A 13931-nucleotide genomic window follows, 5' to 3' on the forward strand; every position below is an offset into this window, starting at 1 on the left:
AATCCATGGTATCTCTTCCCTGTAAAGAGGCACTAGCTACTTTTCTCCATCGACGCATTTTGTCTTATACAAATATATAGGGTTTATTATATGCAACCTTGCGGGATATGGCAAGTTTCATTTCCCCCATTTTAACCCTATCGGCTCGATTTGAGTCAACAACGCTTATTTATCCGCTTGAAGATTGGTAAGCTCAGCCCGAAGTGCTCTGATTTCAGCAAGCCAGTTCGCCTCTTCCATCGCCTCTATCTCGTCGGTTGATAGGGCCAGCAATTCCTGAACCCGGTATTCAAGCGCCATACGGCGGTTATCTTTCTCTGTGTCCCCCTTGATGACACCAATGCGAGAGGCCTGCTCTTCCTCCTCGTCCACGCTCCCCTCAAACCATACCGGAGCTTCACCAGGCTTCAGTGTCAGCAGCCGGTTGGCGATTTGGCGCACCAGATACCGGTCATGGGATACAAGCGCAATCGCACCCGAAAAGTTCACGAGCACCTGTTCAATTACCTCGCGGGTATCCACATCCAAGTAATTCGAGGGTTCATCCAGAACAAGCAGATGGGCTCCGCTGAAATATAACTTGAGAAAAGCCGTTCTGCACTTCTCCCCCATGCTCAGCTGCCCCATCTTCTTAAATACATCGTCCCTTCGGAAAAGGAACGAACCAAGCAGCGTGCGTGCACGGCTTTCCGTCATGCCCGGTATGACAAGCAGGCTGTCCAGCAGTGTGGTTTCGGGCTCAAGCCCTTCAAGCTCCTGTGAGAAATAGCCGATCCGGATTGAAGGATTCTGTGTGATCCGTCCCTCCTGCGGAGCGATCTCTCCCAGCAGCAGCTTGAGCAGCGTCGTTTTGCCGCTTCCGTTAGGTCCCCTTACGGCCAACCGGTCGCCTCGGTTTAAATAGAAGGTCAGCTTATCAAAAAGACGGGTTTCCCCATATCCAAAACCTATATCCTTCACCTGGAGAAGCGTGCGACCACCAAAAGCTTCCCCCTCCAGCTCCATGTTCAGCTTGGGACCGCTGCGCGGCTTATCTACCCGTTCGGCTTCAAGCCGTTCCAGCGCCTTCTCCTTGGCGTGATATCGCGAGATGTTTTTCTTCGCCTTTGCTTTGTAGAAGCTGGCGGTTATCTTGACGTCACTGACGTCCCCGGCCGCATCATGCGCTTTATGGAACCACTCCTCGTACCTGCGGATCGACTCCTCCAGCGCCTTGCGCGCCAGCTCCTGCTTGCGGTAAAGCGTCTCCTGCTCGCGCAGCTCCCGTTCTTTTTCCCGGCGGTAATCCGTATAACCTCCCCGGTAACGCCTGAGTTCGTCTGGTGTCAACTCGCATACGGAGGTTGCCACCCGGTCGATAAACTCCCTGTCGTGAGACACAAATAACACGGTTCCCTTATAGGACGATACCAGCCACTGCTCCAGCCAGACCAGGCTTTCATTATCCAAATGGTTCGTCGGCTCGTCGAGCAGGAGAAATTTCGGAGCGGATACCAGCAGGGCCGACAGCATAACCTTCGTCTTCTGTCCTCCGCTGAGTTCGCGGTAGGGAACAGGCCACACCTCTGGCCCGATTCCCAGCATCGTCATAGCTTTCTCCACCTCGGTTTCCCATTGGAACCCGTTCTGGGACTCGAAGCGCTCCAGCAGATTTCCGTACTGCTCCAGCAGTTGTTCCATGCTCTCATTGTTCCCGCTATTCATCAGCCGCTCTACACCGGCAAGCCCAAGCTTCAACTCCCATAGCGAAGCATGACTGCGGCTTCGCACCGTATCGATTGCACTCATGCTTCCCTCATCCGGCTCATCCTGCTGCCTGAGCCAGCCCCAGCGCTCCCTCGGCAGAATCGTCTCCACTACGCCCGAGGTCGGTTCGAGCTCGCCTGCCAAGATGGAGAACAGCGTCGTTTTACCAGTACCATTCCGTCCGTACAGCGCGATCCGTTCGCCTTCCGCAACCTCAAACTGAATTCCTTCAAACAGCGGCCTTCCTTGCAGTTCCATACTTATATCTTTTGCTTTTAAAATCATGGTCATATAACCTCATCCTCTCTCTTGGAAAACATAAAAAAACCGCAAGCGATAGCCTGCAGCGGATGTTTAAAGAGGTTGATGGAGCTGAAGACGGGACGATCTACAGCAAGCAGCCACTAACGTTCGGCTGTTCATTCCAAGCCAGCCTTGACGGTTATGGAGATAAACTCGATAACTTGGGCCGTTAGCGGAAGCTGTAAGTTCGTTCCGTATATGTGATTGTATTACATAAGAGCACCGTTTCTACACAACAAAAAGAGGTACCCCGGTCACATTTTTCAGACACACCAAATCTCTCCTCTACCGCCGTAGAGAAACGCCTGCAAAACCACATGCAGTTGTTTAGAGAAAAGGGTGTCTTACTTCATTGGACTGGGTTACCTCGCATTCTTGGAATGAAATTATCGCCATTATAACAGATAATTTTGGGATGTAAAAGGGGCATCTGCGAAAGACATTAGTGGCAATTGGTTACTTCGTTCCATTTGTGTACACTTACTTAGGCAAAAAGGTAAAGACGGTGAAGAATAATGATCGAGTTGTTTGATCTTATTCATAGGGCATAATGTTTACCTTTATTGGAATCATTATCGGGGGTACCATAATTATTGGTGTGATAACCAACGCTGAGTTACGACATCTTCGATGCATGAAAGCAGAAATAGAAGTAATCAAAGACCAAGATACAAATACCTAAAGGCATTTATGTCGATAAAAGAATGAACGCGAATCAATTATCTGAATTGACTTGAATCGGCTATCCTACAATTTTGTACATATCCATGGGTTAACATTGCTTTAATACAATTTCTCTCCTCCACGACCACTGGAAGGACCATAATATTCTAACAAGTAGCTATCCCTATATCGCTTGTAAACATCTTCTAATATTGTATCATTTTCGAATTGTATATATCCAGCCAAATATAGAGCAACCAAATAGTCCTCGAATCGCTCATTGCCCAGTGTCATTTCTTCCTTATCAATTCCAAAAAAAATTGCTGTTTCAATAGATAACAAATTAGAGCCACCTATCTCGGTTCCACCTGAAATATACATATTATCTTTTGAATTCACAGTTAAGTTAATTCCATTAGGGACTAAAGATTCATCATATTCTTCCGAATTAAGTTTAAAAAGTTCCTTAATACCCCTTTTATCTCTAAAACTATATGCTTTAACTGCTTCATCAAAATTCTCGTAAGGGTCAAATCTTAGTCCTGAAAAATTTTCAAGATCCGTTTCTACAGCAAAATATTTATCTTTTAGAATCTGATCGATCTGTTCTAAATTAAAAGGGTTGGGAATGTCTAAAGTCATATACTTATCATAAAGTTTTTGGATATCTATTTGCATTTTATAAACCTCTTATTATTTAGAATTAATGAATCCGTGTTTTGAATAATATTAAGAAGGTACTAGAGTAAGAACTTATCCTTTGTAGATTAACTTGTTTTCTTTTTTGAAGCCCCAAGCTACCTGCTGTTCCGTAAAAGATATGACCAATCTGGCGACTAGTATCTTTTCCTCCATGGTAATGGTAATAGTAGTAGGTCTCATTATATCCGTTTGCACGATGACTTTCAGGTCCAGTAAAGAAACTTTGTCCTGCTCTCATTGCAAGATCTTTAGCATCATTTTGAGAGGTTGCCCAAACCTCATTATGTGCTGCTTTTCAAATAATTCAAAGCTTGTTCTTCTGTCAAAGGCGACAAACGGTCCACAAAAAGGGGGGCACTTCAAAATGAAGGTGGGGCCTTCGTAATTTATTTTCAATTTCATCGATCTTAATCCAATGCCATTCACCTTCAGCCATGGACAATTTGATCTCTCGTCTAAACGTGTGGATCAGAACGACAATCCCTGTTAACTCCGTATTTTCATATTCATCAAACAGCCTTATGGTCAGGGTTCGATGTTCGTTATCCATTGATTTAGTAGTACCGACAACGTCATCCGGGAAGGATCAAAATTCCCCTTTGGTTTGAAATCAGAGAAAAGACCTGCTCGTTTAAAAATCAGAGCAGGTCTTTCTTTGAAAACCAGCATGAATTAAGAGACAACGAATTGAACTATAAGTGGAGTTCCAGGATCTAACGTGTCGCCATCAGGGATGGTAATCGTCGTTGTTGTAACAGAAGAAACGTCAGCCGTTTGCATTATACCATTCACATAAAGGTTGTAATAGTTGAATGTACTCGGAAATACCGTGGCGGCTGTTCCTGCATCATTGATAAACGCTGTTGCTGCAATCGCGAATGTTGTTCCTGTTCCCGTTCCAGCACCCGCTGTAGCAGTGAATCTTCTACTGTTTTGATACGGTGGTACTATTGGCATTTTCATCGCCTCCCTTCATTCTTGAGAATCATACAGATTTTCAAGCAAAACTTAGAAAACATGCCTGATCCTCTTGTACAATAAATGCAGAGGGTTCGGGAGAAGTGAGGGCATTCTTCTAAAAATTACTAGACAGTAACATTCGCCGTTAGCTGTACTGCTTCTAAAACGATAGGGGTTCCCGCATAGATTATGGTGCTTTGTGCCGGAAATAATAAGCTGGTATGGTTTACATCATACGAATTACCCGGCTGAAGAATTCCATTTATATAAAGATTGTTAAAACTATTGGGGTCGAGTGCTGAGAAATCCGCAACTGGAGCCCCCAAATCGTTGGTGAAAAAACTGGCTGGAATTGTAACCGACATGGTTAAATCCAAATCTGTTTCCGGTTGATAAAAATAACGGTTTGTCGTAGGCGAGATGGTAACTTCAGGAATTACTACAGGTCCAGGAGGGCCTTGAGGACCTATCTCTCCTTGTATTCCTTGAGGACCTATCTCTCCTTGTATTCCTTGAGGACCTATCTCTCCTTGTATTCCTTGAGGACCTATCTCTCCTTGTATTCCTTGTAATCCCGGAAGGCCTTGTATTCCTGGGGGACCCTCAGATCCATCAATCCCTCGTTCTCCTCGAGCTCCCGGAATACCTTGTATCCCTTGCGGACCTGAAATCCCTTGAATACCTGGCTGGCTTAGGGATCTCTGCATTTCACACCATTTATCTAACTCAGCCTTCATTTCGGATTTAACTTCCTGTATTGCAGCTTGTAAGGCTTGCTGATCAATTGCAGCTTGAAGATTTTGCTTTCTTCTATTTAATAAACACCACATTGATAACCGCCTCTTACAAAGGGGTTTCTTACGAAAAACTGTTTTTTTAATTCTTTTGGTATATTTGTATTTTCTTTTTGCCTTTAAACATTTGTACTTACGTTTAGCTGCCATCCTTCATTTACGCCTCCTTCCCTTAGACTTCATGACTGTGTGTATGATCATATCTATATGTCAAATGCACATTTGGGGGGTGGACGAATAACTTGTATCAAACAAACCGGAACCATTCCGAGATAAAAATTAGGCGTTATTATTAGGGGGATCCCAGTTCGTTATACCTAAGAAATGACTCTAAGACCCAATCCAATTTTCCGATCAGAATTACTTCCTTGAGCCCATTCTTAACTGAGCTCATCAACCTTCTACTTCATCTCCGGAGACCAACATTACTACTACTGATATTTCTCAAGAAAAAAACAATTGGAGTTTTTTGATCCTAATTTCAAGGAAAGAGCTATATCTCAGCGATTAGATCCGGATACTGATTCTATCAAGAAAACACGCCTATACAAAACAAGAGGAAGTGAAGCTTCTGACAGCCCTCTATACCCTCCCTGCTTACTGGCGGCTGTATTTTACCGGGGCAATCCTTGGAGGCTTTAGGCGGGGGAATTGTTGGCAGTAGAATGGCCTGACGTTGATCATGAGAGGTCTGCGATATGGATCGTGAAACAAATCACGCTGGACGAAGAAGGAAATAAGATCGAGGGCGACGTAAAGAAGATGCTGCTGCGAGAGTGCGGCATGGATCTCAAAACCATACAGGAGAGATTGCAGCATACGAAGATGGACACAACGGCCAACATTTATACGCATAAATCTGAAGCCATTAGTCGGGCTGCAGCTGACCAGTTAGAGGAGCTGAATCCAAAATGGATCAAATTTGCCCCCTAATCTGCCCCCTTGGAAGAAAGTCGTCAACTGTTTGTCGAAAAAAGGGCAAACAAAAAACCCTTGTGGCACAAGGGTTTCAAGCATTTCTTAAAGCTAAGCGGGTGATGGGAATCGAACCCACGCTACCAGCTTGGAAGGCTGGAGTTCTACCATTGAACTACACCCGCATATTAACCTACAAAAATGACGCTATGCTTCGGGGCATATTCTGATTACTTTTGCGAGGTCCTAAAACGTAAGCGAATCGGGACGACACGATTTGAACATGCGACCCCCTGGTCCCAAACCAGGTGCTCTACCAAGCTGAGCTACGTCCCGATGATGATGTTGTCTTTTGAAGACAAAAATAAATATACCACGCTGAAAGTATAATTTCAACATGTATTTTATGGAAATTAATATGAACAACGAAAGCAAACAAACAGCATCCTTCCGCGAGGGAAAGATGCTGCCTTGTTTTAACCGTGAGAAATAACGTGATGCCAGGAGCATCCTTATTTGTTCTTGTCGAAAGTTACTTCCGGCGTCGTCAATTTATCATAAAAATCCACGATTTTATCCTTATCATCCGAAGCGCGAAGAGCCATAGCGGAGCGTGGGTGTTCGTCCAGCGTACCTGTGATCATGTAGGGCATAATGTAACCCCACTCCTCTTTCTCGCGCAGAGGAATCATGTAACGCTCGATAATATCCAGAACCGGACGCAGCTCGTACTTGGTCCCTTTCAGATGGGTAACCAGCAGCTCGGTCGGACAGTTGCCAGCCGCACGTCCCATTCCGTACACGGACGCATCCAGCAGCTCAACCCCAAGGTCGGCAGCAACCAGAGTATTGGAGAATGCCAGCTGCATGTTGTTATGGGTATGAACGCCAAGACGCTTATTCGGCAGATGTGTCTTAAATTTATTAACCAGGTATTCCATGTCCTTATGATCAAGGCTTCCGTAAGAATCAACGATGTATACCACATCCACGACGCTTTCCCTGATCATCTCAAAAGCTTCCAGCAGCTCATTCTCCATCACATTGGAAAGCGCCATAATGTTAAGCGTAGTCTCATAACCCCGATCGTGGAAGGTCTGAACCAGCGCCAGCGCTTTATCCACATCTTTAATGTAACAAGCTACGCGGATCAGATCCAGCAGACTTTCCTCGCGCGGCAAAATATCGTCTTCGTCCACGCGGCCGATATCCACAAGGGCAGACAGTTTGGTTTTGCCTTTATGAGGAATGACTTCTCTCAGGAACTCATCATCCAGAAAACGCCAAGGACCGGCTTGATCCGCACCCTTCAAGAGCTTAGGAGAATTTTTATATCCGATTTCCATATAGTCCACGCCAGCCTCATTCAGGCCTGCATATAAATTTTGTACGAATTCCACACTAAAATCCCAATTGTTCACCAGTCCGCCGTCGCGAATGGTACAGTCTACAATTTTTGTCTGGCTGCTCTTAATCATTCTAAGCTAAACTCCTCTCGGCAATTTTCTCTTCATCATACTTGAATGCCGGTTGAAAAGTAAAGCACAACTGTCCTCCAGGGCGCACGTTTTTGTAAAGGAAATCACGACTGCCTGCATATCCAGTCGGTGATGGTACGAACGAGCACGCCGGTCCCCCCTCTGGGATCGACTCCCCTCTCCTTGGACAAGTACGCTGTTCCTGCAATATCAAAATGCACCCATGGCAGTCCATCAGCAAATGTGCCCACAAAAAGACCACCCGTTATCGTTCCGGCGTCGCGACCGGCTTGATTTCGTATATCCGCTACCTCGCTCTTCAATTTATCCCAGAATTCGGGATAAGACGGCAGCGGCCAAATTTTCTCACCTGCCCTCCGGGAAGAGGCAATCAGCTCCTCCAGAAAGGCCTCATCATTGGTAACTGCCCCTGTAGCTACGTCTCCAAGCGTCGAAACAACCGCCCCGGTCAATGTGGCAACATCGATCAAGCGCGTCGCACCAAGCTCCTTGGCATACGTTACTCCATCCGCAAGAACAATACGGCCCTCTGCATCCGTATTGAGCACTTCGATAGTACGTCCGCTCAGCGTAGTAATGATATCTCCGGGTTTATAAGCGCTGCCGCTCATCACATTCTCGGCAGACGGGATCACCATCACCACATTGGCCTTCGGGCGAATCCGTCCCAGCGCTTCCATTACGCCCAGCACCGTAGCTGCTCCGCCCATATCGCTAATCATATCCTCCATCCCGGACGCCCGCTTCAGGGACACACCACCCGTATCAAACGTGACCCCCTTGCCAATCAGGCCGATCACATCATTCCACGTATTCAGCCCCTGATAACGAATCACGATCATGCGCGGGGGATGGATGCTGCCCTTACCTACGGCCAGTAGCCCGCCCATGCCCTTCTCCTCGAGTTCCTGCTCGTCCAATATCTGAGCTTCCATACCGTACCTCTCGGCTAGCTGAAGGGCTTTTCCGGCTAGATCATCCGGTACGAGCATATTGCCAGGCAGATTCGTTAAATCACGTGCCAGGCAGGTTCCTTCCCCAACCGCTACGCCTCGAGACACACCTTCTGCCCAATGTGCTTCAAATGCTGGGTCCATTTTTTCCTTCATATAATAGACGATTTCATCAATCTCCGTTCGTTCAGAAGCATCACGCTTATACTGAGACTTTCGATAGCTTCCGAGGATAAAACCTTCCGTTAATGCCTGCGCAGCATCCCGAGGCGTCTGTTCAGCCATGCTGCTGACCATCGTTCGCGGAATTTGAATCGCAGCACTGCGTATACCTGATTTAGTGCCGATCTTAGCCGCTTGAGCCGCTACTAACCGCAGCTGTTCAGCTGTCAGGATGCCTTCGGGACACCCTATAAACAGGAGCAGTCGCGTTCTGCCACGGAAACTTTCCGGCCATACGAATGTCCGATGAGGAGTGCCGTCAAACAAACGGCTATCCTCCAAGTCCTTCAGCAGCGGATCCCAAAATTCAGAAATACCGCCCTCCACTGTTTGTGTTTTTGTAACGGGAACAAATATGGCATCACAATGAATATGTTCAGGGGTTAGGCCACTCTCTATTGTCCATTTCATCATGGATCCTCCCAAAAAGAAAAAGCCATTCCATCGGAACAGCTGCTCTCGTATTCATTTAAGATTGTTCTAGGTGCAACTAACTTTAAACTTCCGAAACCTCCAGCTTGGGGAAAGTAATCACAAACTCCGTTCCGGCGCCGACCTGGCTATCCACTGCGATCGAACCACCATGATTTCTAATAATGCTGTAACTCACGGATAGTCCAAGACCCGTTCCACTCTCCTTCGTTGTGAAGAACGGATTGAACAGATGATTTAAGGTGTTCTGATCCATGCCGCCCCCGTTATCGGAAATACAGATTTTGATATGCTTTCCGTTATCGCGGGCTGAAATATCGATCATGCCTGTAATGTTCTCGTCATGGTGTTCATTAATGGCATCCAGCGCATTCTTGATAATATTCAGAATTACCTGTTTGATCTGCTTCACATCCACGGAAATGTACGCAGGCGGGGTCTCATCGGTATGCAGATTGATCTGGCATCCCTTCATGAGTGCTTCGCTCTCTGTTAGAAGAACTACTTCCTTCAATAATGAGGATACGGACACAATCTTGGTCTCTGGTGCCGAGGGCTTGGAGGAATTCAGAAATTCATATATAATATCATTCGCGCGATCAATCTCCGTTAGTATAATTCTGGCGTACTCGTCCTTCCCTAAACTTACAAGATGCGGACGAAGCAGTTGTATGAAGCCACGGATGGATGTCAGCGGATTGCGTATTTCATGGGCAATGGATGCGGAGATCTTTCCCAGCATGGCCAGCTTGTCATTCTGATAAGCGCTTTGCTCTATTCGCTTGAAGTCGGATACATCCTTTACACTGATCAGAAAATCGCCTTCCATCTGATCCCCATAGGTCATAGTGATCAACCACGATCTGCCATATTCGTCTACCAGTTCATGGAATCTTTTTCGATGAAACACCGTCTCCCGAAAAATGCGCAGTACTTTTCTCTTCTTGAATCTGGAGAGCTGGGGATGACGCACCAGCTGGGTCAATGTACAGCCAGTTAGCGATTTACGGGATACACCTAGCAGTTTAGCCATCTGTACATTCACAAATGCCAAGACTCCGTCACTATCAAACAGGATAATCCCGCTGTCGAGATTCTCCAGTATGTTTTCATACTTGTTCCTTATAAGCTGGCTGGAATGAAAAGAACGAATAGCCTGCAGCTCAGATTCACGGATTTGACTCAACAAGATGGCTCCCCCTTTTCTTGAAAAGTTGAACTCACCAAACCGACAAAAAATTCATGCAAGAAAAATCAGCTTGTCCGCCTTTGAATCAGAAGCAGCCCGAATCTGCTTCCTTCCATGATAGTCATCGAGACAAAGAAACGTCAATCAGAAATCCTGTCGAAAAATGGAAAATTACTTGTAAATACCATAATCTCAGCTTATGCATTTACGTATATGTAAAGGATAGGATCCTCATTCCTAACAAATAACATAAATCATTAACCAATGGGTTGGGATTTGAAACATTAAAAAAGCCCCGGGTATTAACGAGGCTTAATTAATTCCTGAATTAAGGTTGCTTCTGGAGCCGGAGCCTGCGCTGACTCATTACAGCAAGCCGTCTTTTCAGTTCGCCCTGCCACTTCTCATCCTCCATCCATTTGGCAACCACCAAGAGATCTAACGACATATCAATCTGACTCTGAACAACCGTAAGGGGATCCTCCGACTCGCGGTTGACAACATTCTCAAATATCGCATCCTCATCTTCCATCACATAATCCTGAAAATCCACCTGGGATGCTCCGTCACCATGGGCGTATTCGGCTAATATTTCATACTCATTCTCCACCCGATGATGTACCTCTACGCGATGGCAGACCGGACAAAACAGCAGGGGAACATTATGTACTTGAGTGCGATAATGCTTCAGTGTACCCTTTGTACCCATCATACTAGCCCCACAGCAAAAACTCATATCGTTCACCCTCCTCCATGGATTCTCCACCGTTTCAAAATATTGTATTCGCTTTCACTCACGCTAATTCCTTCATGAAAAAAACCTTGATTAAAAATTTGGGCCATATTCCCTAACCGTAAGTCTGTCAGCCTATATCTTTAATTATATATCAACGCAAGCGCAGTTCTCTAAACAAGAGTCTTCCCCTAAATCATCCAATAAAATCAGTGAGAAAAAACCCCCACTACCTGCACATAATGTCAGATAATGAGGGTTGTCCTAACTTTAACGAAATGGAATTACAGGTTGTTGTCGCCTGGCTTCCAGTTCATAGCGCACAATCCGCCGGATTGAAGTGCCTGGAGAACACGAAGGGTTTCCTCAACACTGCGGCCTACGTCGTTATGGTTAACAACTTGATATTTCAATTCGCCTTCAGGATCGATGATGTAGAGGCCGCGAAGTGCAACGCCTTCTTCTTCGATCAGAACACCGTAGTCTTTAGCTACGTTTTTGGTGATGTCGGAAGCCAGTGGGAAATTCAATGTTCCCAGACCATTAGCTTCTTTGGAAGTGTTGATCCAAGCTTTGTGGCTGTGGATAGAGTCAACACTCACACCCAGAATTTCAGTATCCAATGCTTTGAATTGATCGTAAGCATCGCTCAATGCCGTGATTTCAGTCGGGCATACAAAAGTGAAATCAAGCGGATAGAAGAAGAATACGAGCCATTTGCCGCGGTAGTCGGACAGGCTAACTTTTCCAAAATCTTTACCGTCTCCTGATACGGTTTCCATTGTAAAATCAGGAGCCGCTTTACCAACCAAACGTTCTGCCATGATTGAATTCCTCCTTAACATATGTAAGAAAAATGATTACTTCCTACATTCTATGTTCCTATGAACATTTAATAGAAATGTTATCATCGAGGCTAATCAAAGTCAAGATTATAAAGGTTACTTTATTATAATTATTATAAATAAGAAGTTTTCTTGAACAGCTGCTTCCTGTATTAACGGATAGCTGCGGCGATCAGATCGCCCATCTCGGTCGTGCTGAGCGCCTTGCTCTTATCCACGGCGATGTCCGCTGTGCGATGTCCGGCATCAAGCACCTCGGCAACTGCACGCTCGATCGCGTACGCGGCATCTTCATAACCGAAGGTAAGACGGTACATCAGAGCTACGGATAAAATGGTTGCGATTGGATTCGCCAAGCCTTGACCCGCAATGTCAGGTGCGGAACCGTGCACGGGCTCATACAATCCGAAGGCGCCTTCACCCATGGATGCTGATGCCAGCATGCCGATGGAACCTGTCAGCATAGCTGCCTCATCGCTCAGAATGTCACCGAACATATTCTCGGTTACAATAACATCGAAGCTGGACGGCCGGCGCAGGAGCTGCATCGCGCAGTTGTCCACAAGTACATGCTCCAACTCCACATCCGGATATTCAGGAGCGATGCGGTTTACCGTTTCGCGCCATAGACGGGAGGTTTCAAGAACGTTTGCTTTATCAACGGAAGCAAGCTTCTTCCGGCGCTTCTGAGCGATCTCAAAAGCTTGATGCACAATGCGCTCAATCTCTGCTGTGTTGTACACGCAAGTATCTACCGCTTCTTCGCCGCCAGCACCTTCGCGTCTGAACTTCTCACCGAAGTAAATACCTCCCGTCAGCTCGCGAACGACCATCAGGTCCGTGCCTTCCAGAACTTCAGGCTTCAATGTGGAAGCGTCTTTCAAGCAATCAAAAATGACGGCCGGACGCAGGTTGGAGAACAAGCCGAGCTCTTTACGAATGCCAAGCAAACCGGTTTCAGGACGAAGCTCCTTCGAATTGTTATCCCATTTCGGTCCGCCTACCGCACCAAGCAGTACCGCATCGGCGCTTTTGCACACGCTCAACGTTTCTTCAGGCAAAGGCGTTCCTTTCTCGTCAATGGCAATGCCGCCAAACAGCGCATGCTCTGTTGTAAAAGAATAACCAAATACCTCTTCGGTACGTTTAATAATTTTTTCCGCTTCCGCTACTACTTCAGGACCGATACCGTCTCCGGCAATTACGGCGATTTTCTTCGTTTCAGCCATCCTTCGTCACTCCTTATTTATAAATGCACTGGTCATTTTAATCATCTAGTTACTGTTGTAACATACTTCCCCCTCGATTGACCAAGATATAGAAACTATGAACTTAATTTGTTTTGCCTATAAGTAGAGGGGGATGTGATCAGGGAGATGGTGGCGTGTGTGAATGAGCCTGAGGGTTTGAGGAGTTTAAGCGAGTGTTTCGGGGAGTTTATGCGAGAGCTTCGAAGGGGTTATGTGGAGGCTCCGAAGAGTTTATGCCAGAGCTTCGAAGTGTTTATGGGGGGCTCCGAGTACGTATCGTTCCTCCAATCGCTGTTGTCGCCGAATTTCTTGGATTATGTTTTAATGGTTGAAATTCGGCTCCAAAGGCGACCGCTTCGCTTTTCCGGAATCGATTCGTCCTCTCCGCCGCTTCGAAGCAGAGCGAAATAGCGTCCCAGCGGATGCGAATCTCCCTGATCACAAGGGTGAGAAGGGGGACAAAAGCCGCCCTTGCAAAAGGCATCGGACGGCGGCTTGAAGGTAATCTCATGAAGTCATGAAGGGATACTTGGTTAGTAGTGGTTTGGCTTTTGGCTACTACTTCTTGCTTCTGGCTTCTGCTACTTGCTACTTGCTTCGTGCTCCTTGCTGTCTTGCTACTTGATACTCGCTTCGTGCTCCTTGCTGTCTTGCTACTTGATACTCGCTTCGTGCTCCTTGCTGTCTTGCTACTTGATACTCGCTTCGTGCTCCTTGCTGTCTTG

11 protein-coding genes and 2 tRNA genes are annotated in these 13931 nt (G+C 46.3%); 1 reads left to right on the forward strand and 12 read right to left on the reverse strand.

Translation table 11 applies throughout. The annotated features are described in order from the left end of the window. Positions 1 to 165 precede the first annotated feature (165 nt). The 4 genes from abc-f to M2277_RS05150 all read right to left on the reverse strand — a co-directional run bounded on the left by abc-f (position 166) and on the right by M2277_RS05150 (position 5318). Entirely contained in the window at positions 166 to 2037 is a 1872-nt protein-coding gene (gene abc-f, locus M2277_RS05130; RefSeq protein ID WP_280754287.1) for a ribosomal protection-like ABC-F family protein, read from the reverse strand. A gap of 795 nt (positions 2038 to 2832) precedes the next feature. Then, complete coding sequence (locus M2277_RS05135; protein WP_006212235.1) at positions 2833 to 3390, reverse strand: hypothetical protein; 558 nt, start codon at positions 3388 to 3390, stop codon at positions 2833 to 2835. Positions 3391 to 4086: 696 nt separating this feature from the next. Continuing rightward, positions 4087 to 4371, reverse strand: a complete 285-nt coding sequence (locus tag M2277_RS05145) for a DUF4183 domain-containing protein (RefSeq protein WP_006212237.1) — start codon at positions 4369 to 4371, stop codon at positions 4087 to 4089. A gap of 128 nt (positions 4372 to 4499) precedes the next feature. After that, on the reverse strand, positions 4500 to 5318 hold the full coding sequence (locus M2277_RS05150) for a DUF4183 domain-containing protein (protein ID WP_280754288.1): 819 nt from the start codon (positions 5316 to 5318) through the stop codon (positions 4500 to 4502). A gap of 504 nt (positions 5319 to 5822) precedes the next feature. Here M2277_RS05150 and M2277_RS05155 point away from each other — a divergent pair. Further along, positions 5823 to 6101, forward strand: coding sequence for a site-specific integrase (locus tag M2277_RS05155; RefSeq protein ID WP_076151547.1), 279 nt, complete (start codon positions 5823 to 5825; stop codon positions 6099 to 6101). 96 nt (positions 6102 to 6197) lie between these two features. Here the strand turns inward: M2277_RS05155 and M2277_RS05160 are convergent. From M2277_RS05160 to leuB, 8 genes are all read right to left on the reverse strand, one after another. After that, a tRNA-Gly gene (locus tag M2277_RS05160) sits at positions 6198 to 6268 on the reverse strand. A 77-nt stretch (positions 6269 to 6345) separates the two neighbouring features. After that, positions 6346 to 6419: transfer RNA gene (locus M2277_RS05165), tRNA-Pro, on the reverse strand. A gap of 176 nt (positions 6420 to 6595) precedes the next feature. Continuing rightward, positions 6596 to 7561 carry an aldolase catalytic domain-containing protein gene (locus tag M2277_RS05170; protein ID WP_006212240.1) on the reverse strand — a complete coding sequence of 322 codons (966 nt, stop codon included), beginning with the start codon at positions 7559 to 7561 and terminating at the stop codon, positions 6596 to 6598. A 104-nt stretch (positions 7562 to 7665) separates the two neighbouring features. Next, complete coding sequence (locus M2277_RS05175; protein ID WP_280754289.1) at positions 7666 to 9171, reverse strand: leucyl aminopeptidase; 1506 nt, start codon at positions 9169 to 9171, stop codon at positions 7666 to 7668. A gap of 82 nt (positions 9172 to 9253) precedes the next feature. Beyond that, positions 9254 to 10378: an ATP-binding protein gene (locus M2277_RS05180; RefSeq protein ID WP_036639707.1), complete on the reverse strand. Its 1125-nt coding sequence runs from the start codon at positions 10376 to 10378 to the stop codon at positions 9254 to 9256. 328 nt (positions 10379 to 10706) lie between these two features. Further along, positions 10707 to 11114, reverse strand: a complete 408-nt coding sequence (locus M2277_RS05185) for a hypothetical protein (protein WP_006212243.1) — start codon at positions 11112 to 11114, stop codon at positions 10707 to 10709. A 281-nt stretch (positions 11115 to 11395) separates the two neighbouring features. Next, entirely contained in the window at positions 11396 to 11935 is a 540-nt protein-coding gene (locus tag M2277_RS05190) for a peroxiredoxin (protein WP_006212244.1), read from the reverse strand. A 173-nt stretch (positions 11936 to 12108) separates the two neighbouring features. Continuing rightward, a complete protein-coding gene (gene leuB, locus M2277_RS05195; RefSeq protein ID WP_280754291.1) occupies positions 12109 to 13185 on the reverse strand; it encodes a 3-isopropylmalate dehydrogenase in 1077 nt (358 codons plus the stop codon). Between the last annotated feature and the right edge of the window lie 746 nt (positions 13186 to 13931).

It is taken from the genome of Paenibacillus sp. LBL (assembly GCF_029893715.1).
Lineage (GTDB): Bacteria > Bacillota > Bacilli > Paenibacillales > Paenibacillaceae > Paenibacillus_AQ > Paenibacillus_AQ glucanolyticus.